Source organism: Granulicella sibirica (assembly GCF_004115155.1).
Classification (GTDB): Bacteria; Acidobacteriota; Terriglobia; order Terriglobales; family Acidobacteriaceae; genus Edaphobacter; species Edaphobacter sibiricus.
Genome location: NZ_RDSM01000002.1, coordinates 608,579 through 629,374, shown reverse-complemented (window position 1 = coordinate 629,374; position 20,796 = coordinate 608,579). Strand labels below are relative to the sequence as shown.

Below are 20,796 nucleotides of genomic sequence, written 5' to 3'. Positions count from 1 at the left end.
TTGGCGCGTCAACCGTATTACAACGCGGCGGAGAACGTCTCAGAAAGCTGCGCCGCGGACCCCTATCTCCGTCCCGCCTTTCGCCCAAGCGATCGCGCTCGGCGTCTGGCCTGGAACGTCTGTCACGCGCTTCTTTATCGAACCTCCCCACGCCCGCTTCACGCCTGGCGATCAGGGCTCCTTCGGCTCTTCGGAGCGAAACTGGGACCGAACTGTCACTTTTACCCGAAGTCCAAAGTCTGGGCACCCTGGAACCTGGTCTGCGCTGACCAGGTGACCGCCGCGGATGGAGCCGAGATTTACAATCCTGCTCCAATGCGGCTCGGCTCGCACTTCATCCTCTCTCAGGATGGTTTTCTCTGCGGAGCCACGCACGATTATGATGACCCTGCGTTTCCGCTTCTGGCCTATGCGATGGAATTTGGAGCCTATGGATGGGTGTGTGCGCGCGCGTCAGTCGCGCCTGGCGTCTCGATGGGCGAAGGCGCGGTGCTCGGGCTTGGGTCCGTGGCGACCCACACGCTCGAACCTTGGACGGTCTATGCTGGTTCGCCAGCGGTCCGCATCAAGAATCGACGCAGACCGCCCGCATAAGGTGGGGAATTTACGAGCGGAGCTTGGCGAGCAGGTCTGTGGGGTGAACGGGCTTCGCGAGAATTTCGAACTCGTGGCCGAGGGCGCGAGCCTTTTCCAGAAGATCCGCGGTGGCCGCCTGTCCGGAGAAGAGAAGGATCTTGCAGTTTGGCATCCGGGAGCGGGTCACGATCGCAGCTTCGATTCCTGTCATGCCGGTCATGATGACGTCGCTGATGAGCATGTTCGGTTGGAAGCTGTCGAGGCTTTCAATGGCTTTTTCGCCACTGTAGACGGCGCGCGCCTCGAATCCTGCCTGGTTGAGAATAATGGCGAGCGTATTGGCGATCACCTGTTCATCGTCGGCGACGAGTACACGAGGCTTCGACGGTGTGGTGGCTGATGTTTCTGACATGCTTATAGGTCCCCGATTGCTGGTTCGATGCTACTTCAGTGGTGCATGTTGTTCGACGCCGCTCACAACGCCGCGGTCACATTCTGTCTACCCGGTAATGATACGCTGACCGCAGAGCCGGAGTCAGGAGTCGCGGAAAAATTCACCCCCCAGACTTCCCGGCTCGAACGAGAATTTATGACGTCCCAGATCATACGCGCCGAGCGCGTCGAAAAGTATTACGCCCAGCCGAGCGAAAACCGCATCCAGGTGATTTCGCCAACGGATCTTTCCATCCAGGAAGGAGAGATCGTTGCTCTGCTCGGTCCATCGGGTTCGGGCAAGTCGACGCTGATGCGCATGCTCACAGGCCTCTCGGTTCCCTCTGCCGGCGAGGTCTTCTGGCACGACAAGCCGATTGCCACTGCCGCAGACGTTAACGTCTCGATCGTCTTCCAGAGCTTCGCGCTCTTTCCCTGGCTTACAGTACTTGAAAACGTCGAGGCGCCCCTGAAGGCTCGTGGCATGGAGGCCTCCGAACGGCGGCGGCGGAGCCAGAAGATGCTGGAGACCGTCGGACTCGATGGTTTTCAGGCCGCCTATCCAAAGGAGCTCTCCGGAGGCATGCGGCAGCGTGTGGGGTTCGCACGTGCGCTTGTCGTCGAGCCGGAGGTGCTCTTTATGGATGAGCCGTTCTCCGCGCTTGACGTGCTCACCGCCGAGAACCTTCGCAGCGAACTGCTCGAGCTCTGGCAGGGAAAGACGATTCCTACCAAGGCGATCTTCATCGTGACTCACAATATCGAGGAAGCGGTTCTGCTCGCCGACCGAATCATCGTGCTCGGGAGAAATCCGGGGCATGTCCGGACCGACTTCCGCGTTTCTCTCGCGCACCCGCGCGACCGTAAAACCTCCGCGTTCACTCAACTTGTGGACTACATCTACAAGGTGCTGACGCAGCCGGATGCCAAACCCCCGGCGTTGCCGACGACGCCTTCCGGCAAGCAGGTTCGGGATCAGCGGCAGATGCACTACCAGATGCTTCCACACGCTCGTCCTGGCGGAATCGCCGGTCTGCTCGAACTTCTGCTCGACCATAACGGGAAGGACGACATCTATCGTCTCGCCGACGATCTCGCCTTTGAGATTGACGACCTTCTTCCAATCGTTGATGCCGCGCAACTGCTTGGCTTCCTTACCGTCAACGAGGGCGATGCGGCGATCACGCCAACCGGAGCGGAGTACGCGAATAGCGAGATTCTCGCTCAAAAAGAGCTCTTCCGGACCGCTGCTGTGGAACACGTTCTCCTCCTGCGGCAGATCGTCCGCGCCATCGAGGCGAAGAGCGATCGCACCGTTCCCGAAGAGTTCTTCCATGACATGCTCGATGAGCAGTTCAGCGAGGAAGAAACTCTGCGGCAGCTCGAAACGGCGATCAACTGGGGACGGTACGCCGAGTTGTTCGACTTCGACGCATCGCGCAGGCGCTTCATCCGCTCCGCCTCGGTCATCGAGGACGAGGAGGCTGAAGAGCTCGAGGAGAAGGGATCTTGATCCAGCTCCCCGGCAGCTTCAGCTACACCCGCGGCCGCGAGACACTCGCCCGCTCCCAGGTGTTGAAGAGGAGCTGGCCGTTCTTTCTCGATGTCTGCGTCGCGGGGATAGGGCTTGCCGCTTTTTACGGCGTCGTTCGTATCGCAGGATACTGGTTTGGCCATGCGCAGCCGGAGATCACGATCTCGCAGAGCCCGCGCGCGCTTCCACTCTATGCGTTCTATTCGATCGTTCGCATCGGTCTCGCCTATCTTTTGAGTCTTGTCTTTGCCATCGGCTATGGTTATACGGCTGCTTACAGCAAGCGCTTCGAAGCTCTCATGCTTGCGGGTTTGGACATCCTGCAGTCGATTCCCGTGCTGAGCTTTCTGCCCGGCGTGATGCTGGCGATGGTCGCTCTGTTCCCGACGCGACAGATAGGAGTGGAGCTTGGAGCGATCCTGCTGATCTTCACCGGCCAGGTGTGGAACATGGCTTTCAGCTTCTACTCCTCGATCAAGAGCATTCCCAGAGAGCTCAACGAGGCTGCGGGAATCTACCGATTCTCGCGCTGGCAGAAACTTGTACAGCTCGAGCTTCCGTACGCGGCGATCGGCCTGGTGTGGAACTCGATGGTCTCGGTCGCCGGCGGATGGTTCTTCCTCATGGCCTGCGAGATGTTCGTACTCGGAACACGGGACTTCCGTCTTCCCGGACTTGGCTCGTACCTCCAGACAGCAGCGGGAACCGGTAATGGCGTTGCCATCGCGTGGGGCCTGGCGGTGATGATCGCGATCATTGTCGCGACGGATCAACTGGTCTGGAGGCCGGTGATCGCGTGGAGCGACAAGTTCAAGTTCGAGCAGGTGGAGAGCAGTGCCCGGGTCAAGTCTCCGCTGCTTCATCTCTTGCAGTACTCCACGGCGTTGCGTTCTATCTCGGCGAACACGCTTGTGCCGCTCAACGAGCGCCTTTACAAGACACTTGCAGCACGGCGCTCGGCGGAGCTGAAACGAATAAGCGCCGAGGCAGGCGTTGCAGGGAAGAGTTCCAGGAGGACTTTGCGGGAGTTCAACCTTGTGCGCTGGGTCACTCTCGCGATCGTGGCCATCGCTGTGGCGTATTCGGCAATGCACGCGCTAATGCTTTTGCGTCAGGTACACGGGAGCCAGTTTCTCTTGATCCTGGAGGGCGCCGGAGCCACCTTTCTGCGCGTCAATGTAGCTCTCCTGATTGCGGCTGCGTGGACAATTCCGGTCGGTGTCGCCATTGGCTTCAATCCGAAGCTCGCGCGGATCGCGCAGCCGATCGCCCAGATCGCAGCTTCGGTTCCAGCAACTGCCTTGTTTCCGATACTTCTGCTTGCGCTGGTTCAGATCGGTGGCGGCCTGGGCGTGGGGTCGATTGCGCTGATGCTGCTTGGAACGCAGTGGTACATCCTGTTCAACGTGATTGCCGGAGCCATGGCGATTCCGTCCGACCTCCGGGAAGTCGCGAAGCTCTTCCATTTCACGCGCGTGCAGCGCTGGAAGACGCTGATCCTGCCGGGCATCTTTCCATACCTGATCACCGGACTGGTGACGGCTTCGGGTGGGGCCTGGAACGCGAGCATCATCGCGGAGTACTTCCGGCTAAAGAACCAGACGCTGCAGACGCTTGGACTTGGTGCGCAGATCAGCGCGGCGACGGATCAGGGGCAGTTTCAAATTCTCCTCCTCGCAACGATGGTGATGGCGTTGATGGTGGTGACCATCAACCGTCTGGTCTGGCGTCCGCTTTATCGGCTTGGCGAGACACGCTACAAGCTCGACGGATAGGAATACCCGTAATTCCTCCGGTCAGCGAGTCTTGGCCGGGGAGGGCCGACGGAACGCGTAGAGGATCGCGAGTAGGGGCGGTGCGATGATCACGCCCCAGGGCGGGATCAGGATGCCCAGGACAATGGGGCCGAGGAAGGAAGCCCACCACGGAACGCGGGTGGTTCGGTGGAGGACATACGGCCCGATAACAAGACCTTCAAGGACGGCGATGATCCCGTAGATGCCGAGGACGAGGCCGATGTCCCAGATGTCGTGGTTCTCGCTGAAGGCGACGGAGAAGACCGGTCCGATGAGGGCGAGCATGGGACCGAAGGCCGGGATGAACTGGAAGAGTGCGCCAAGGACAGCCCAGAGGGGTGCCAGGGGGACACGCAGAATCTCGAGGCCGATGAACCAGAGGACTCCGACGATGAGGGCGTCGAGTGTGACGGCGCGCCACCAGTTCATAAGCGCTCCGCCAGCGGTGCGGAACGGCGCCTGCATCGGATCGGTGTGGTGCTCCGTCGCAGGCCCAAACCGGCCCGTGGAAGGCGGAGGTACAGATCCACCTTTGTTCGTCACATCGGAGGGATTCGGCCGATCTGAACTCTCCATTCCAACCTGCCTTTCGTGCTGGGCATCTGACGCCATAGACTCAAAGAAAACGGAAGCCCTTTGTTGGATGCAGATCCTCTGTCCTGACGATGACCGCCACCGAGCTTTGAAGTACCTAAGCGGGAGATGGCGATATGGCTGTGCTGATGCAGGCGTTTTACTGGGATTGCCCAAAGGAAGATAACCAGGAACACAATTGGTGGAACTTCGTTTCGGAGCATGTCGAAGCCTTGGGCAAGTCGGGCTTCAATGCGCTTTGGCTTCCGCCTGTATCGAAGGGTGCAAGCAATACGTCGATGGGCTATGACCCCTATGACTACTTCGACCTGGGCGACTTCGACCAGAAGGGCGGGACGAAGACCTGGTACGGAAACAAGGCGGAGTTGAAGGCGCTCATTGATAAGGCGCACGAGAACAATATCGGTTGCTATGCGGACATGGTAATCAACCATAACTCCGGCGCGGATGAAGAAGAAGTAAACCCGCTCGATGGCAAGAAACGCTGGACGAAGTTCAATCCGAAGAGCGGCGAGTTTCCGCGAGACTGGAACCACTATCACCCGAGCCGCTATGAGCAGTTCATGGTGGAGGGCGAGAACTTTGCAGGCTTCCCTCACCTGTGCCATCGCAACCCCGAGGTGTATGCCGCGATGTACAAGTACGCGCGCATGCTCATCGAGGAACTTGGCTTCGAAGGCTTCCGCTTCGACTTCGTGAAGGGCTTCGGCGCCTGGATGATCGGGATGCTTTCGAAATACCGCTACGTCAAGGATGGCGCGGAGTTTTCCCCGTATGTAGTGGGTGAGTATTGGTCGGGGGCAGAGGACATCGATCAATGGCTGGATAAGGTGAACAGCGTAACCGATACGCAGATCGCGGCGTTCGACTTTCCGCTGCGCTACAAGCTGAAAGACGTTTGCGACTTGCCTAACTATGACCTGCGCAACCTGACCGATGGCGGGAGTGTGCTGATGAAGCGGCCTGCTCACGCCGCAACCTTCGTCGAGAACCATGACATGGGCGACAGCACCATTGTGAACGACAAGCTGATGGCCTATTCGTTCATCATGGTGCACGAAGGCTACCCGTCGATCTTCTGGTACGACTACTACAACAACGGGCTTGGGCGTCCTGGGACTCCGAACGGCATCGACGCGCTCATCCAGGCGCACCATAAAAACGCCGGGGGCGACTCGCAAATCCTCCACGCCGATCCAGATCTTTACATCATGCAGAGGATCGGTTGGCAGGATGAGAAGACGTCGCAACCTGGATTGATCTACGTGTTGAACAACCTGGGCGATCAGTGGTCCGGAACGTCGGTGAAGACGAAGTGGGCCAATCAGAAGTTTGTGCCGATTGCATGGGACGGGCACGACGACGCGCATCCAGATGAGCGAACGACCGATGCGGATGGACGGGCCGAGTTCCCTGCCCCGCCGCGCGGGTATGCGGTATACGTGCCCGCCTGAGATCACTTCTTCACGCAGTGAGACTGAGTGGAACGAAGTGTAGGGTATTCGTTCCACTCAGGACGATGAAGCAACATCGGCATCTAGACAAGCGCGACGAGACATGGCTCAGTCCGCCAGCCGGGTTCCGGGACGAACTTCGTCGGCATGGCGGAGCTTCGTCTTGGAAAGGTTGGTGGTGAGTTTGACACGGACGGTGTCTTTGCCGGAGGCGGGAAAGGTGGCGACGTAGGTTTCGGCGATGGCGTGGTCGAACTGCTCGAAGAAGGGGATGAGCGAGACTGGGTTGAAGGTTCCCTGATAATAGGCTGTGCCGCCGGTGGCATCCGCGACCTGGGTGAGGTAGCTCTGTCCACTGAAGCTGGCGCGTCCGCCGCGAATGCCGGCGTCAGTGAAGTAGATGGAGTAAATGGCCGCTCCGGAACGCTGGGCGTCGCGGATCGCGGTCTGAACGTAGGGGCTGTCCTGGTTGAGGACGCTCGTGGACCCGTTATAGGGATCGACCCCATTGGTGATCATCATGACGAAGCGCGCCTTGTGGCCTCCAGAGGGAGTGGCGTCCCCGATCGGGGCGAGGCCTTCTGGCTCGGAGGTGCTCTGACTCATTTCACTGGGCCAGTGCTTCACGAACTCCGAGAGGCAGAAGTAAGGGCTGGCGCTAATGCCCGGAAGGCCGATGGGATTGCGGACGGCCTTGGCCGCGGCTTCGTGGTTCGCGGTGAAGGGCGTGGCGCGGACGGTGCCGTTCTGCATGTAGCCGACGAGGATCTCGGTGCCGGGAGGCAGGGTGGTGATGAAGTGGCGGATGTCGTCGAGGTTGCGACCGAAGCTGGTACGGAGGCCGTCGTCGATGAGAAGGGCTACCTGGGCTCCGGTGGGAATCACCTGGGTAAGCGAGGTGATGGGGGTGGGGTGGTTGTCGACCTTGAGGGTGGTGTTGGCGGGAGTGAGAGGCTGGGGCGTCTTGGTGTCCTCGAAGACGAGGGCCTGGGTGGGGGCGATGCCTTCCTGGGCACGCACAAGGGGAGCGAGGCTGAGTGTCAGGAGGGCGGCGGTGGTGAGGAGAACGTGCTTCGAGTTCGTCATGGCATCTAGTTAGACGCGACGGAGTGAACGGCGGTTCATCAGAGGTTAATCGCCACCGATGCGAATCTTCAATCCGGCCCGTACCGTGAACGGAAGGCTGGTATAGCCGATGGGGCCGATGTGCTGCTGGCTCAGGAGATTGTCCAACTGGGTAAAAACGGAGAAGTAGCGGTTTGCCGCGTAGGTGAAGTTGAGGTCGAGCTTCGCGAAGCCGTGGTCGAGATTGCGGTTGGGGAGAAGAAGGTCCGTGGATAGGAAGGTGGAGTCATCGGATTTCCCGCTCATCGCTCCCTTGAAGGCGGCGGTGAAACGCGTTCCGGTGTACTGGACGGCGAAGAAGCCGGAGTTGGGTGGGCGGCGGAAGGGGCGCTGGCCGACCAGCGGGCTGGTCGCGCCGATGGGGAGGTTCGGGAAGAGCGGATTCGTTGTGGCTCCAGCCGCTTGTAGCGCGTCCGTCGAGAACGATTGCTGAACGATGGGAGCGAGATAGGTGTACCCCGCGTGGACAAAGAGCCGTTGCAGCGGCTGATACTGGAGCTCGCCCTCGAAGCCCTGTGTGCGGAAGGTGAGCGAGTTGGTGTAGGCGCCGAAGAGGTTCGCGAGGGAGCTGGCGTCGGCGATGCCGAAGTACTGCTGCAGCGCGGCCGGCGAAATGTATTCGAACTGGTGATCGAACTCGTTGTGAAAGTAGCCGGCCTTGAGGACAAGCTTTTCGTGAAGGATGTTCTGATCGACGCCGAGGTCGTAGGTGCGGGACTCTTCGGCGTTAGGCTGGGTGACGCGGTACGCGGCGATGGCCGCGGGATCTCCTGCGGCAGCGAGCGAGGCGTAGAGCGAGCTGAACTGGACGGCGAGACTTGGCTCCAGCACCCCTCGGGAGAAGTTCGCGCGCAGGCGTGTGCCATGGAAGAGCTTGTAGCCGGGCCGGACAGGAACGTAGGCGAGGCCGAGCCTTGGGGTTCCCCGCAAGCCATAGAGGTGGTTCTTTTCGATCGCGCCGCCAAGCGAGTAAAACACCCGGTTGGTGATGTCGCCCTGGACCTGGAGCGTGTACTGGAAGTTCGTACGCTGGAGGTCTTCGTTCGTCGCGTAGAGCGGAAAGCGGAAGGCTCCACGCTCGTTCTCGTAGCGGAAGCCGAAGAGCGCGGCGATGTGATGGGGAAAGGTGTAATCCGACTGGTAGTAAAGCTCGTCGCGGTTGGAGACCTGGTCGTAGCGCTGCGGATAGTCCCCGGCATATGCGATGGGCGAGGCTCCGGCCACCTGGTAGCCGTTGGCCCCGATAATGGTCTTCGTCAGGCCAAGATAGGTTGAGCCATCGTCAGAGAGCGTGCCGACAGGAGTGAAGGTGAAGAACTGTTCGCGCTTGCGGGCGATGCCGTAGCGAACGAGGTTGTGCCAGTTGCCGGCGAGGCGGTTCTCGAGGGTGATGCCGGAGTAGAGGTCCTGGTCGGCCTGCTTCTGGTTGGCGGAGATGCCGAAGAAGTCGCGCGGGCCCGGTACACCTTGGGCAGAGTCGGTATTACGGAAAGTGAAGCGAATGAGCGAGTTTGCCGGGAGCGCCGCGCCCAGGTTCGCGGCAGTGGTGACGGCGTGGAACTCGTCTTCCGGGATGGAGTTCGACGAGTTCAGGCGGGAGAAGGCGGCCAGGTAGTCGTACCGCGTGTGGGTTCCGCTAAGCGTGGCCTCGTTGCGGTAGGTATGGAAGTTGCCACCATCGCCCGAGTAGACGAGGACAGGACGGGTCGAGGTGCCACGTGGCGTGGTGAGGTTGAGGACGGAGGCGGCGGCATCGGAGCCGAAGAGGGCGGAGTTCGGGCCACGATAGAGCTCACCCGCGGGACCGTTATTGCCCTGGTTGGAGAGGCCCGTCGTCGAAACGAGGCCGAAGTCGAAGCCGCCGCCGACGTCTCCGGCGGGGATGCCGTCAATCAGCACCTTGTTGGCGTCGGAATCGCCACCGCGCACGAACATCGAGGTGATGCCGCCAAGCTGGCCGGACTGGACGAGGGTGACGCCCGGGGATTGGCGAAGCTCGTCGGAAATGCCGGTGCGGGTGGCAAGGTCGTCGCGCGATACGAAGGTGACGGGGGCAGTGAGCTGCTGGATGGGCGTCGGGATGCCGGAAGTGGTGACGGTGACCGACTCATTAAGGGTGGTGGCTTCGAGAGTGACGTTGCGGGTGACGACGTCGGTGGGGCCTCCGTAGAAGTCGCGGCTGATGTTGGCGACGAGCGGGGTGAGCGCGCGGCCTCCGCCTGTGAGGAGGACGAAGCGCCCGGAGAGCGTGGAGCGGATCTCGAAGGTGCCGTCGGCGGCGGTGATGGCGATGGCAACGGAGCGGCGTCCCTGGATGAGCTGGACGCGAGAACCGGGAATCGGGGTACCGAGTGGGCTGCTGACCGTGCCGCGAACGACGATGGCGTGAGCCGCGGGGACAGCGGCGGCGAGAACGGCGGCGAGACGCACGGCGTGCAGGCGTCGCGAGGGTGTTGGCATGAGGCTGGGCGCTCCTGAACTGGGTTCATTCTATCGGGCAGGCGGGAGCGAGACAGGCTAATGCGATACCATACTCATTACGAGGGAATGTTCGACGCTGCTTGCTGCCCGTCTTGCCGCCTCCTTCGGGACGAGGAAGCAACATGCCAATCTTGAGTGCCATTCTGGCGATCGCCGGGGTGCAGTTCGCAGCGACCGGGGCCGCCTGGGGTCTGCGGCGGCGCGAGGACGCATTGAAGCGGCAGCTTCCCTACATCGTCAGCCTCGCGGTCGGTGTGCTGATCGCGACCGCTCTGCTGCACCTGATGCCGGAGGCGGTGGAACAGCTTGGGAACGGGCGGCTGGTCTGGGGTCTGCTTGGCGGGTCGATGGTCGCGTTGTTTGCCACCGAGCGCATCTTCTTTGTGATTACCGGGAATGACGCGGAACCCGAGGTGGGCGATCCCTGTGCGCACAACCAGCAGACGCAGGGGCATCACCATCACGGGCCGCACAGCACACGTCCGATGAACCTGATCCTCGCGAGCATGTTGCACAGCTTTGTCGATGGGGCTGCGGTTGCGGTGGCGTTTCTCACGAGCACGCGCATCGGCTGGGTGACGGCCGTGGCCATTGCGCTGCACGAGATTCCCCACCGGATGGGAGACTTCGCGGTCCTTGTGCACATGGGGCTGCCCTTCCGGAGGGCGCTGCGGCTGGCAGCTATTGCCGGGATACCTTCCCTTGTGGGGGTAGCGCTTGTACTTTTTGCCGGGGGGTATTCGGCACGGTACGTCGGGTGGCTTTTGCCGGTAAGCGCGGGGAGTTTTCTCTATATCGCCACGGTTAACCTGCTTCCCGAGCTACAATCGGAGTGCAAACTCCCGCGTGTGCTGCTGCAGTTGGGCTGCCTGTGCGCGGGAATCGGGTTGGTCGTTCTGGTCGGAACGCTCGGCTAGGCGCATTCGTTTGTGTGTTTTTGTGCCGTTTGGGGTGGAAAAACGGCACGTTTTACTATATGATCTAAGAGTTCTGGGGTTTCCCGGGTTAGAGGATAGTTATGGCCAAGGTATGTCTAGTAACGGGCAAGCGCCCGATGAGTGGTAACAAGCGTTCGCACGCGAATAACAAGTCGCGGCGCCGCTGGGAGCCGAACCTGCAGTGGAAGCGCATTTGGGTACCCTCCGAAAAGCGCTTCATCCGCATGCGCGTCAGCATGGCCGGACTGCGTAACATCACCAAGCTCGGCTTCGAAGCAGCGATGCTCAAGTCGAAAGCAAAGGCGGCCTAACTATGCGGACCATCATCAAGCTCGTCTCCACTGCCGGCACCGGCCACTTCTACACCACCACCAAGAACCCCAAGCTCAAGAGCGGCAAGCTCGAGCTCAGCAAGTACGACCCTAAGATCCGCAAGCACGTGCCCTACCGCGAAGCCAAGGCATAGTTCTTAGCTCTTCGAGTTCCCAAGAAGCCCGTTTTCAGATACCTCGGTTCGAGGACTGCAGGCGGGCTTTTAGTTTGTGGATTGCCATAATCTATCATTCGATGCAGAGTGCAGACATTTAAGTCTACAGTGATCCTATGAAGGTTTGGCAGATCGCAATCCCTGTAGTGGCTGGATGCCTTTTTCCTCTTGCGGGCGACGCGCAAGCGAAGGCTGCGGTGCCAATTTCCGAGGCAACAATCAAAGCAGGAAGTGAGTTTGGCATTCCTTTTTCTTTGAAGAGCCCCTCTCCTCAGGGCTTCAGGGCCAGCGTATTTTTCCGGTCGGGTAGCGGAGCCAGCTTCCAGTGCGACGTGTCCTCGGCCCCGGATCAGATCGTTGTAAGACTATCCTGTCAGACTACCCAAAGCACTTCGAGTGGAGAGTACCGGGCGGACGAGGATTCATTCGTGCTCGAAAACGGTGACTTACGGCAGACGGTTACAGGAGTGCGCTTCCCTATTATTACGGTTGTCGACGCCGATCCAATTCCGCCGCCACCCCCGAGGATTCTTCCTCAGGTCCAAGGTGATGCGACCTTATCCCTTGATCTTCGAAACTCGTTTTTTGATGCCTCAATAAGATCGGACGCGATTTTAAAAGAAATTGGAGTCAAGTTCAAAACTGTGGGCAGAGATACTTACCTGAATCGAGCATATCTGAGTGGGCAGATCCGCTTGGCTAAGTCTACCGTCGACCTGACTCGCAGCCGGATTGCGGACCGTCCGGAGAGTGTGAAGCAACTGCCAAGCGGCCAGATTCCTCCCATGTTCGAAGACTTCGATCGAAGGCTCGACGCGATTCTTCAGAGGCTAAGCTCTCGCCGGGCATCTGTTAGAGAAAATGGGACGTTACCGCGGCTGATCCGCGCGTCCACATTACAGCTATCTCGTCCGCAGGCTTCACAGTCTGTCACAGTTGCGCCTACGAAGGAGGAGCTTGATAGCACTTTACAGAAAGCGTTCGACGAATTCGTCCCGGTCTTAGAAGACATGGTGAAGGGTTTTCTAGAAATCTCTAAGGACGGCAGCACAACCTTTACATGGTCCCTTACGACAGAACCTGCGGGTGCAGAGGTTTATCTATCACGGCTAGGCGAAAAGGAAGTCAAGTGGGCTGGGGTTTCTAATCTCGAGAACCAACCGCTTCCAAAATTGAGATGGACATTTCGAGTTTCTTGGTCAGGTTGTTCGAAACTTTTGGACCTAAACCCATGGTTGCAGAATCCTATCCCTTTGCGGGAAGAGAAGTTAGGCTGCAAATATCATGCCGATCACTAAATTCCTGGGTTTGGTTCGCATTCTTCAGTGTGCGGTGTTTGGTCTTCCCCTCGTCGCGCGTTTTTTTCAGCATAAATCCGCGCTGTGGATGCCCCCGATGGGGGATGCCTCCACATCCTGGACTTCCATAGCCATGATCGTTATAGCAGTGTCCGTACTGATACCGTATGCTATGCCTCGGGCGACATGTCAGGGTTTTGTAGTCCAATTAGCATTCGTCTTACTGGTAGGATCCTGTTTGCTATATTTACATCTAGAGCAAACATACATAGTACCCCTATCAGACGGAACCACCTTCGTAATCAAAGGCTCTGTTCGCAATCCTAGATTGGTCGAACCCTACTCTTCGATGGACGATCAAAACCTCATTGAGCACTCTGGTTCTCGTGACGCCGATCTTGAACACGCCTACACGCGATCTTCCTTAGAAGGTAATCGAGGCAAGGTCTTCTGGTCTTATGTGGCACTCTTGAGCTTAGTGCAGATAACCTTTGGCTATGCGGCTTTGCTTGACGATAAATCAACGACTCGGCAAGTTAGCCCGTGAGCGAGCCTAGCGCGCGCCTCCGGATCGCGACTCTCTGAACCGCTAAGATGGTCAGTTAGCCATCGCCTTTGAGATACGCTCTTGCTGGATCCTCCAAATGCCATTGATCTTCTTCCAAGCGGAATTTCGGAGAAGGTCCGTCGAGAGCCAGGGGTCCGCCGCATTGGATCGAGCCTTGGGCCAAAGCTTCGTCCTCTCCGGCGATAACGGAAAGGTCCTGGAGTTCAAACCGGCCCTCGTCTGGTGTGTCGGGGTGCCAGTCGCCCCAGCTTCGCCGATAGGCTTCCGTCCCCTCGTACTTCAACGGAGGAAGCATGTCGTAGATCAGGGCGTCCTCCGCGTGATCGTCGAGAATGTGCTCGAGCTGACCGGTGCGGGTTCGCTCGGCCCAGCCTTCGAGCAGGCGGCGGATCGCCGCGACCTCCGGGCTGTTGATCGTGTTGCCGACGGCGGTTCCCATAGGTGGAGCGATTCTAACGCCTTCCCTGACCCCTTTGTAACCGACATGTATGCAACGACTTGAAGATTCTTTCACGGAAAACACGGGCAAATTCGCTTGTCAAGCCCCGTTTCCCCTAACTCACTCAAAATAGGAGATAAACTTGCCGATGAGTTTCGGTCGGTATGAAACAATGTTCTTGGGTGGATAAATAGCGGAGCGGATTCGATGCCTCGAAGACACCACCAGCCCGACACCATCCATCTTCGTGTAAGTCCAATGCTGCCTAATATTTAGCTGCAAGTCTTTTGTTTTGAGTAGTTTACAGCAGGTAATCCGCCGCAAACTACTGTAAAGAAAGAACTTACACCAAGGCAATGGGAGGGGGGGGGTACCCGGTCAGGAACGGGCACTTGACCGGAAATCACTTCACGCAGTCGGCGCAGAGACCGTAGACGAAGTATTCGTGGCTGGCGTACTTGAAGCCGCGCGGGAGCTTGGGCTTCATGACGAGTTCGCACCCTTCGAGTTCGTGGACCGTGCCGCAGGTATTGCACTGGAAGTGGTGGTGATGGCCCTTGCCGGCGACCTCGTAACGGCTCGCACCGCCCGGGACCGGGACCTCGGTGAGCCACTTCTCTTCGACCAGGCTGCCGATGTTGCGGTAGATGGTGGCGATGCTGACGCCGTCGACCTGCTTCTGCGCGAGGTTGAGGGCCTCGTCCGGCGAGAGCGGCCGATTCGCTTCGAGAAATGCCGCCCGGATCGCATCTTTCTGGCGCGTGTTGCGAGTCTGGACAGGGGCAGGCATTCCTCTCATTTTAGACGGGATTCACGCCGGACGCTTCCCTGCCGGCAACCGCATGAAGCATACTGAATGCGGATGACCCGACGGATTCTTGCCTCGATGCTGTTCCTCGCCCTGCTCTTCGCGCAGGGAGCAGCGGCGTTGTGCGGGGTTCGTTGCCTCTCGCCTGCGGGAGCCAAGCCGATGAATTCGGCTTCCTGCCATGGAATGGTGATGGCGGATTCCGGAACACAGACGCACGTTGCGGCTCCGTGCAAGCGGCACATATGTCCGGTGGATACGCTCGATGCGCTGGTCGAAGATCATCACGGCCTGGCTCACGTTCGATTCGATAACATCTCGCTTCCCGTCGTCGTTTTACCGGACGAAGTTCGCGTCGCTGAACCTTCAAATGGACCGCCTGCGGTCTGGGCTTCGGGCTCACCGCCTGTTCGAGCGGGACATCCTCCGCTGACCGACTCGCTCCGCGTCTAGCTTCCTCCCCCTTTCGCCTCTGTCTGATCGCGACGCCTTCGTGCGTGCGTACTTCCTTCCCAGACCAGATCGATTCAGGAGTGTTCCATGAGCAATCGCCGCAGCTTTCTGCAGCGTGCTTTCAGTGTTGGCGCCGGACTTCTCGGCGCGCGTACCCTTGCGGCCCAACAGATGCAGATGTCTCCGGGCATGTCGATGCCGATGCGTTCGCAGCCTGCAAACCATGCGGCGGTGAAGGCGCGTCCGGTGAAGTCAGGGTCTTACCTGCCGGTGATTACGCCAGATGTGGGTGATCTGGAGTACACGATGGACGGACGGACGAAGGTCTTCCATCTGCGTGCCGAAGTAGTGAAGCAGACGATTCTCCCGGGCAGGACGCTCGACCTTTGGGGATTCAACGGATCATCTCCGGGGCCGACGATACAGGTCACAGAAGGCGATCACGTTCGCGTGCTGTTCGAGAACCATCTTCCGGAGGCGACGTCAATGCACTGGCACGGGTTCGAGGATCGGATTCCGTTCGATGGCATGCCCGGGATCTCGCAGTCGCTCGTGCCTCCAGGTGGGTCGTTCGTCTACGAGTTCGACATTCACCAGACCGGGACGTACTTCTACCACTCGCACATGGCGATGCAGGAAATGGCGGGGATGCTTGGCGGATTCATCATGCATCCGAAGACGCCGTATCAACCGCATTGCGACAAAGACTTCCTGATCCACCTGCAGGAGTACGCCGTGCTGCCGAACAGCACGATCCCGAACACGATGAACATGGAATTCAACTGGCTCGTGCTGAATGGCAAGTCGGGGCCAGCGACGACGCCGCTTATTGTCCGGCAGGGAGATCGCGTCAGGATTCGGTTTGTGAATCTCGGGATGGACCACCATCCAATGCACCTGCATGGGAATACCTTCTACACGACCGGGACCGAAGGCGGGAGGATTCCCGAAGCGGGCTGGTGGCCGGGCAACACGGTGCTTGTGGGCGTGGCGCAGGCGCGCGACGTGGAGTTTGTCGCGACGAACCCGGGCGACTGGATGCTGCACTGCCATCTGCCGCACCACATGATGAACCAGATGTCATCGAATGTAGGGCGAATGACGCGGAGCGTGATGGGGCATCAGCCGGCAGGGGTGGATATGGAGTCGGGCATGGGGATGATGCAGGGGACGCCAGGTGCTCCGATGGGAGATGACTACGGGACGAGCCTTGGGCGCGGGCTTGGCTTTGGGAGTACGAACGACATGCAGACTTCAAATGGGGCTATGACTGCCAAGGCGATGCAAGCGATGCCGGGAATGAGTATGGGCGGGGCGACTCCTGAGATTGCGGCGGATGCGAACAGCGTGCCGAACTTTCCTCAGGATGCGTTCATGGAGAGTCCGGGGATGGCGATGGATGCGATGGTCGAGCGGCCGGAGAACTATGGGCTGAGGCCAGGGTGGAGCGGGTTCATGATGGGCATGATGAACTTCGTTCGGGTGCTGTCGCCGGATACGTATGCCGAGGTGATCGGACGCATGCGGGAGGCGAAACGGGTAAACGATCCGTATGCTCCGATGCTTGGTGCGGCGACGGAAGGGAGGGCGTGATGGGCCTGCGTGCCTCCTTCATGCTGACCGTCGTGATGGTCGCGGGGACTGCTTCGTTTGGGCAACAGGGTATGACGATGCCCATGGATCACGCGGCGATGAAGCCAGAGAATGGTCTTCCCGCGCTTGCTCCTGCGAACGATCTGCTCGGGGAGATTGCGAAGCGGCCTGCGCTTTCTCTCGATGATTTTCTATCTAGAGCGAAGGCTTCAAATCCTACGCTGGACCAGGCACGTGCTGATGTGCGGCGCACGCAAGGTCTTGCGGTGCAGGCTGGCTTGTTTCCTAACCCGACGATCGGGTATCAGGGCGACCAGATTCGGGGTGGCTCGTTCGGTGGCGGCGAGCAGGGAGCATTCGTCGGGCAGATGATTCCGCTTGGGGGAAAGCTTTCGATGCGACGCAAGGCGCTCGAGGCTGAGGCGCAGGTTGGGTCCATTGGGATCGAGGTCCAGGCAGCGAGGGTGCGGGCGGATGTGACGCAGGCGTTCTTTGCAACGCTAGCAGCACAGGAAACAGTACAGGTTCGGCGGCGGCTTCTTGGGGTGGCTCAGGATGCGGTTGAGACGGCGCATCAGCTTGCGAATGTGGGGCAGGCCGATGCACCGGATGTGCTGATGACCGAGGTGGAGGAGGAGCAGGCGGTGATCGCCTCGGCCGAGGCGCAGAGGATGTTTCTTGGGCGGTTTCGGAGTCTGGCTGCGTTGGCGGGGTCTCCTCAGATGGAGGCTGAGCCTTTGACCGGAGACCTGGCGGCGGTGCCTGCGATAGAGGCTGGTGCACTGCTTGATCACGTGCTTCAAGAGAATCCAGCGGTGATGGAGGCGCAGAGCAAAGTCGCGGCGGCGGAGGCGAGGCTGGCGAGTGCACGACGGGAAGTTGCGCCGGACCTGCAGTTGAAGGCGGGGGAGCAGTTCAACTTTGAGCAGCTGAACAACACAACCGCAGGCAAGGTTGGGCCGCAAAGTTTCGCTTCGGCGGGGATCTCCGTGCCCCTGTGGAATCGAAATCAGGGAAATATCGAGGCTGCCCAGGCGGAGGCGGAGCGTGCGCGTCAGGAGGTACGGCGGATCCAGCTCGCGTTGCGTGAGTCGGCGGAGCCAATGATCGAGAGCTACCAGACGGCGAGGCAAGAGGCGGGACTCTATCGCAGCAGTATTTTACCGAGGGCAACGCGTGCGTCACAGCTCTATGAGGCGAAGTACAACGAGATGGCACAGGCTTACCCGCAGGTTCTCGTTGCGCGGAGGACGGTGCTGGAGTTGCAACTGCGATATATCGGGGCTCTAGCGGCGATGTGGCAGATTGGGAGTTCGCTTGAGAATGGAACGTTGAGTGGTGGTCTGAATGGGCCTCGGACTTTTGGTGGGGGTGTGGCTGGGGCGTATGGCGAAGGAGGGTTGGAGTAAGGCGGCTAGGCGGTTTACGTTCCCGCCCTAGCCGACGATGGTGCTGTCGGCGAGGATGGGGCGCCCCTGCTTCCTGGGTCGATTGGACTTAGAGAGCGGCAGCGCCCGCTTCGGCGACTGCGTGGTCCTGGACGCCGGAGCCTCCGCTGACGCCGATGGCTCCGACGACTTTGCCGTCCTGCTTGAGGGGAACGCCGCCGGCGAAGATCATGACCTTGCCGTCGTTCGAGGCGTGGATGCCGAAGAACTGGTCGCCGGATTGCGAGTTAGCACCGAGGTCTTTGGTGGTGATGTCGAAGGCGCGGGAGGTCCAGGCTTTTTTCTGGGAGATGTCAATCGAGCCTAGCCAGGCGTTGGCCATACGCTCGAAGGCGATGAGGTTTCCGCCCTCGTCGACGACGGCTACGTTCATAGGCTGGCCGAGTTCCTCGGCCTTCTTCTCTGCTGCGGCGATGATGCGGCGTGCGTCTGCGAGTTGGATCATGAGGTCTCCGTGTTGCCGGTCCATCTTAGACCGGCTGACTGCTTCGATGCGTTAACGAGCTCCGCCGAAGTTCACGCGGATACCGCCCTGTGCGAGGATTGGAGTGCCGAGCGAGAGAACGGGAGTCTTCGCGACGTCGGCGCGCCGGTTGGTGAGGTTCTGGATGGAAGCGAAGGCGGTGAAGCGTCGCGCGAAGCTGCGTTCACCGTAGAGATCGGCCTGGAAGAAGCCACGGAGTTGCAGGGTGTTGGCAGAGTCGTCGAAGACGCCGCCGCTGCGACGCATGGCCAGCGTGTAGATTCCGGCGCGACTCGACTGGTAGCGAAGCTGGCCGGTGAGGCCGTGTTCGGGGATCTCGGGGAGGCGATTGCCAATGAGAGCGGGCTGAGCGGAGTTCTTGGTCACAATGGCGTCGGCGAACTGATAACCCACGGTTCCCACGAGACCACGCACGATGCGGAGTTCGCCCTTGACCTCAAGGCCTTGGCTGCGAAGCTGGCCCAGATTCTGACGCCGCAGAGTAATGGCGGAGGCCGTCTGTGAGACGGTGACGGTGGAGACGGGGCGGTTGATCTCGGTCCAGAAGTAGGTCGCGACCCCGGAGAAGCGGCCTCCTCGGCTGGTGGTATTAACGCCCGTCTCCCAACCGGTGGCACGCTCGGAGAGCAGGTTGTTGTTCGGGAGGGTAAGCTCCTGTCCGACCTGGCCGCTGCGGTAGAGTTCGTTCATCGTCGGGGAGCGGAAAGCGCGGAAGCCTGCGGCTCGGACGGAGAGGTTTCCGTTGATCTTACGCACGAGGCCGAGCCGTGGACTCAGAACGACTTCGGCGCGGTCTGGCGTGGGAGCGCCGACGCCGTTAGTGCGCTGGATCGTGTCGAGGTTGGAGGCGTGATCGACGCGAAGGGATGCGGCGGCGGACCATGGCCCGTGGCCGTAGAGGGCCTCGCCGAAGGCTCCGGCGAAACGCTGGCGGGCGGAGATGTCGAGGGTAGAGGCAACTTTGCCAGCTGAGATCGGGGTTTCGACGTCGTTGGCGCGGATGTCGCGGACATCGGCTCCGCCCACAAAGGAAAAGGGGCCGACGCGGGTGGCGGCGTCAGTGGAGAGACCGATCTCCTGGGTGTGGACACGCTGAAGGCGGGTGAGAGCTTCGGTCGCGCGGCTTGCGGGAATGGACGAGAAGCTTTGCCGGTAGCCCTGTTCGCTGCCGAAGGCGCGGAAGCGGCCAGTCGTGCGAGAGCCGGCGGACCAGTCGTCGCCGCCGACATAGCGCCAGAGGCGGGTGGCGTTGTTGGTCAGGACGGTGCCGTTGCCGCGGGCTTCGTTGAGGATATTGCCAAGCAAGAAGGCGCGACCGGATTCCCCAATCTTGCGGTCAAGCTCCGTGTGGCCGTTCTGGAAGTGGACGTTGGCGGGGCGGTCGATGGCTCCGATGCTCCCGGGGTTGACGGGGATGTAGCCTGCGGTACGGAAGGTCTGGCCGGAGAGGGTGCCGAGCCAGTTCTTCGTGCCGCGATCAATGCGGCCGTCGACGTCGGAGGTGTCCTGGCCTGCGCCTGAGGCGCTGAGTTCGGCGCGTGACGTTTCGGGGAGCGCCGGAAGGACGTCGATGACGCCGCCGAGGGCGCTTGAGCCATAAAGGTCGGAGCCGCCGCCGGTCGCGAGCGTGACGGCGGAGACAGCTTCGGGCGGGAGTTCATCCCAGTGGATCCAGCCACCGAACGGGTCGTTCAGGGGAACGCTTTCGAGCAGGACGAGGGTTCGGGAGACGGCGGTTGAACCGAGGCCGCGCAGCGAGATGCCTTCGCTTGTGGGATTGGCGACGCGAGAACTGGCGCGGCGAAAGAGTTCGAAGCCGGCGTGCTGACGGAGACTGTCGTCGAGAACGAAGGCGGGGTATTTACGGAGGGCCTGCTGCGAGAGCGCGTCGATGGTCTCGGCATGGTCGCCGGTGAGCGTGGCCGAGCGAGTCGCCGTAACTGTCACTGCTTCCGTGACTCCGGATGGGTGCAGGACGAGGACGAGGGGCACGTTCGAGACAGGGATGGCATCGGAGTCCATGCCGGGGATATGGGCGCGAAGCGTGGCTCCCGGGGCCGCAGGAAGTGTGGCGATGCCAGACTGGTCGGTACTAACGGAGTTCGTCGCGGCTCCGACTACGAACACGCTGGCATTCGCGACTGGGAGACCGGTTGAATCGACCACATGAACCTGGACGGGGTGATTCTGGGCGAACGCGCCCCCACTTGCCAGGAGAAGAAAAGCGCCGAGCCGGACGCGGGTGGCGTGCTCGGCTCGGCGGCTGGAACGGGAAAGAAACATGCAGC

At 60.4% G+C, this 20,796-nt stretch carries 19 protein-coding genes; 11 read left to right on the top strand and 8 right to left on the bottom strand.

The window, feature by feature from the left end:
- Complete coding sequence (locus GRAN_RS13545; protein ID WP_128913550.1) at nt 1–594, top strand: LbetaH domain-containing protein; 594 nt, start codon at nt 1–3, stop codon at nt 592–594.
- A gap of 10 nt (nt 595–604) precedes the next feature.
- On the opposite strand, the gene GRAN_RS13540 is transcribed toward GRAN_RS13545, so the two are convergent.
- Nucleotides 605–988 carry a response regulator gene (locus tag GRAN_RS13540; RefSeq protein WP_128913549.1) on the bottom strand — a complete coding sequence of 128 codons (384 nt, stop codon included), beginning with the start codon at nt 986–988 and terminating at the stop codon, nt 605–607.
- 177 nt (nt 989–1,165) lie between these two features.
- On the opposite strand from GRAN_RS13540, the gene GRAN_RS13535 reads away from it, so the two are divergent.
- Both GRAN_RS13535 and GRAN_RS13530 read left to right on the top strand, forming a co-directional pair.
- On the top strand, nt 1,166–2,521 hold the full coding sequence (locus tag GRAN_RS13535; protein WP_128913548.1) for an ABC transporter ATP-binding protein: 1,356 nt from the start codon (nt 1,166–1,168) through the stop codon (nt 2,519–2,521).
- Nucleotides 2,518–4,317: an ABC transporter permease gene (locus GRAN_RS13530; RefSeq protein WP_128913547.1), complete on the top strand. Its 1,800-nt coding sequence runs from the start codon at nt 2,518–2,520 to the stop codon at nt 4,315–4,317. The genes GRAN_RS13535 and GRAN_RS13530 overlap by 4 nt, the downstream gene beginning before the upstream one ends.
- A 21-nt stretch (nt 4,318–4,338) precedes the next feature.
- Here GRAN_RS13530 and GRAN_RS13525 read toward each other — a convergent pair whose 3' ends face one another.
- Nucleotides 4,339–4,914 carry an AI-2E family transporter gene (locus GRAN_RS13525; RefSeq protein WP_241654569.1) on the bottom strand — a complete coding sequence of 192 codons (576 nt, stop codon included), beginning with the start codon at nt 4,912–4,914 and terminating at the stop codon, nt 4,339–4,341.
- 134 nt (nt 4,915–5,048) lie between these two features.
- Here GRAN_RS13525 and GRAN_RS13520 point away from each other — a divergent pair, with 134 nt between their 5' ends.
- A complete protein-coding gene (locus tag GRAN_RS13520; RefSeq protein ID WP_128913546.1) occupies nt 5,049–6,386 on the top strand; it encodes an alpha-amylase domain-containing protein in 1,338 nt (445 codons plus the stop codon).
- Between the two features lie 108 nt (nt 6,387–6,494).
- On the opposite strand, the gene GRAN_RS13515 is transcribed toward GRAN_RS13520, so the two are convergent.
- Together GRAN_RS13515 and GRAN_RS13510 are read right to left on the bottom strand one after the other, a co-directional pair.
- The gene (locus GRAN_RS13515; RefSeq protein WP_128913545.1) at nt 6,495–7,472 is read right to left on the bottom strand and encodes a vWA domain-containing protein; all 978 of its coding nucleotides are present in this window, start codon (nt 7,470–7,472) and stop codon (nt 6,495–6,497) included.
- A gap of 45 nt (nt 7,473–7,517) precedes the next feature.
- Nucleotides 7,518–9,971, bottom strand: a complete 2,454-nt coding sequence (locus GRAN_RS13510; protein ID WP_128913544.1) for a TonB-dependent receptor — start codon at nt 9,969–9,971, stop codon at nt 7,518–7,520.
- A gap of 143 nt (nt 9,972–10,114) precedes the next feature.
- Between GRAN_RS13510 and GRAN_RS13505 the strand changes: the two genes are divergently transcribed.
- The 4 genes from GRAN_RS13505 (at nt 10,115) to GRAN_RS13490 (ending at nt 12,715) form a co-directional block, all read left to right on the top strand.
- Nucleotides 10,115–10,909: a ZIP family metal transporter gene (locus GRAN_RS13505; RefSeq protein WP_128913543.1), complete on the top strand. Its 795-nt coding sequence runs from the start codon at nt 10,115–10,117 to the stop codon at nt 10,907–10,909.
- Nucleotides 10,910–11,010: 101 nt separating this feature from the next.
- The gene (gene rpmB / locus GRAN_RS13500; protein WP_128913542.1) at nt 11,011–11,241 is read left to right on the top strand and encodes a 50S ribosomal protein L28; all 231 of its coding nucleotides are present in this window, start codon (nt 11,011–11,013) and stop codon (nt 11,239–11,241) included.
- A 2-nt stretch (nt 11,242–11,243) separates the two neighbouring features.
- On the top strand, nt 11,244–11,396 hold the full coding sequence (gene rpmG / locus GRAN_RS13495) for a 50S ribosomal protein L33 (RefSeq protein WP_128913541.1): 153 nt from the start codon (nt 11,244–11,246) through the stop codon (nt 11,394–11,396).
- Nucleotides 11,397–11,614: 218 nt separating this feature from the next.
- Nucleotides 11,615–12,715, top strand: coding sequence for a hypothetical protein (locus tag GRAN_RS13490; RefSeq protein WP_128913540.1), 1,101 nt, complete (start codon nt 11,615–11,617; stop codon nt 12,713–12,715).
- A gap of 602 nt (nt 12,716–13,317) precedes the next feature.
- On the opposite strand, the gene GRAN_RS13485 is transcribed toward GRAN_RS13490, so the two are convergent.
- Both GRAN_RS13485 and GRAN_RS13480 read right to left on the bottom strand, forming a co-directional pair.
- On the bottom strand, nt 13,318–13,722 hold the full coding sequence (locus GRAN_RS13485; protein ID WP_128913539.1) for a YybH family protein: 405 nt from the start codon (nt 13,720–13,722) through the stop codon (nt 13,318–13,320).
- A gap of 403 nt (nt 13,723–14,125) precedes the next feature.
- On the bottom strand, nt 14,126–14,512 hold the full coding sequence (locus GRAN_RS13480) for a Fur family transcriptional regulator (RefSeq protein WP_128913538.1): 387 nt from the start codon (nt 14,510–14,512) through the stop codon (nt 14,126–14,128).
- Nucleotides 14,513–14,584: 72 nt separating this feature from the next.
- On the opposite strand from GRAN_RS13480, the gene GRAN_RS13475 reads away from it, so the two are divergent.
- The 3 genes from GRAN_RS13475 (at nt 14,585) to GRAN_RS13465 (ending at nt 17,985) form a co-directional block, all read left to right on the top strand.
- The gene (locus tag GRAN_RS13475; RefSeq protein ID WP_128913537.1) at nt 14,585–14,983 is read left to right on the top strand and encodes a hypothetical protein; all 399 of its coding nucleotides are present in this window, start codon (nt 14,585–14,587) and stop codon (nt 14,981–14,983) included.
- 87 nt (nt 14,984–15,070) lie between these two features.
- Nucleotides 15,071–16,576 carry a multicopper oxidase family protein gene (locus GRAN_RS13470; RefSeq protein WP_128913536.1) on the top strand — a complete coding sequence of 502 codons (1,506 nt, stop codon included), beginning with the start codon at nt 15,071–15,073 and terminating at the stop codon, nt 16,574–16,576.
- Nucleotides 16,576–17,985, top strand: coding sequence for a TolC family protein (locus GRAN_RS13465; protein WP_128913535.1), 1,410 nt, complete (start codon nt 16,576–16,578; stop codon nt 17,983–17,985). Before GRAN_RS13470 ends, GRAN_RS13465 begins: the two co-directional genes overlap by 1 nt.
- 88 nt (nt 17,986–18,073) lie before the next feature.
- Here the strand turns inward: GRAN_RS13465 and GRAN_RS13460 are convergent, their stop codons facing one another.
- Together GRAN_RS13460 and GRAN_RS13455 are read right to left on the bottom strand one after the other, a co-directional pair.
- Nucleotides 18,074–18,469 carry a GlcG/HbpS family heme-binding protein gene (locus GRAN_RS13460; RefSeq protein WP_128913534.1) on the bottom strand — a complete coding sequence of 132 codons (396 nt, stop codon included), beginning with the start codon at nt 18,467–18,469 and terminating at the stop codon, nt 18,074–18,076.
- 51 nt (nt 18,470–18,520) lie between these two features.
- On the bottom strand, nt 18,521–20,791 hold the full coding sequence (locus GRAN_RS13455; protein ID WP_128913533.1) for a TonB-dependent receptor: 2,271 nt from the start codon (nt 20,789–20,791) through the stop codon (nt 18,521–18,523).
- Between the last annotated feature and the right edge of the window lie 5 nt (nt 20,792–20,796).

Coding starts and splice junctions, on each gene's coding strand:
- GRAN_RS13535 (WP_128913548.1), top strand. CDS start 1,166: ATGACGTCCCAGATCATACGCGCCGAGCGCGTCGAAAAGTATTACGCC.
- GRAN_RS13515 (WP_128913545.1), bottom strand. CDS start 7,472: ATGACGAACTCGAAGCACGTTCTCCTCACCACCGCCGCCCTCCTGACA.
- GRAN_RS13470 (WP_128913536.1), top strand. CDS start 15,071: ATGAGCAATCGCCGCAGCTTTCTGCAGCGTGCTTTCAGTGTTGGCGCC.
- GRAN_RS13525 (WP_241654569.1), bottom strand. CDS start 4,914: ATGGAGAGTTCAGATCGGCCGAATCCCTCCGATGTGACGAACAAAGGT.
- GRAN_RS13480 (WP_128913538.1), bottom strand. CDS start 14,512: ATGCCTGCCCCTGTCCAGACTCGCAACACGCGCCAGAAAGATGCGATC.
- GRAN_RS13505 (WP_128913543.1), top strand. CDS start 10,115: ATGCCAATCTTGAGTGCCATTCTGGCGATCGCCGGGGTGCAGTTCGCA.
- GRAN_RS13510 (WP_128913544.1), bottom strand. CDS start 9,971: ATGCCAACACCCTCGCGACGCCTGCACGCCGTGCGTCTCGCCGCCGTT.
- GRAN_RS13455 (WP_128913533.1), bottom strand. CDS start 20,791: ATGTTTCTTTCCCGTTCCAGCCGCCGAGCCGAGCACGCCACCCGCGTC.
- rpmG (WP_128913541.1), top strand. CDS start 11,244: ATGCGGACCATCATCAAGCTCGTCTCCACTGCCGGCACCGGCCACTTC.
- rpmB (WP_128913542.1), top strand. CDS start 11,011: ATGGCCAAGGTATGTCTAGTAACGGGCAAGCGCCCGATGAGTGGTAAC.
- GRAN_RS13540 (WP_128913549.1), bottom strand. CDS start 988: ATGTCAGAAACATCAGCCACCACACCGTCGAAGCCTCGTGTACTCGTC.
- GRAN_RS13485 (WP_128913539.1), bottom strand. CDS start 13,722: ATGGGAACCGCCGTCGGCAACACGATCAACAGCCCGGAGGTCGCGGCG.
- GRAN_RS13460 (WP_128913534.1), bottom strand. CDS start 18,469: ATGATCCAACTCGCAGACGCACGCCGCATCATCGCCGCAGCAGAGAAG.
- GRAN_RS13520 (WP_128913546.1), top strand. CDS start 5,049: ATGGCTGTGCTGATGCAGGCGTTTTACTGGGATTGCCCAAAGGAAGAT.
- GRAN_RS13475 (WP_128913537.1), top strand. CDS start 14,585: ATGACCCGACGGATTCTTGCCTCGATGCTGTTCCTCGCCCTGCTCTTC.
- GRAN_RS13465 (WP_128913535.1), top strand. CDS start 16,576: ATGGGCCTGCGTGCCTCCTTCATGCTGACCGTCGTGATGGTCGCGGGG.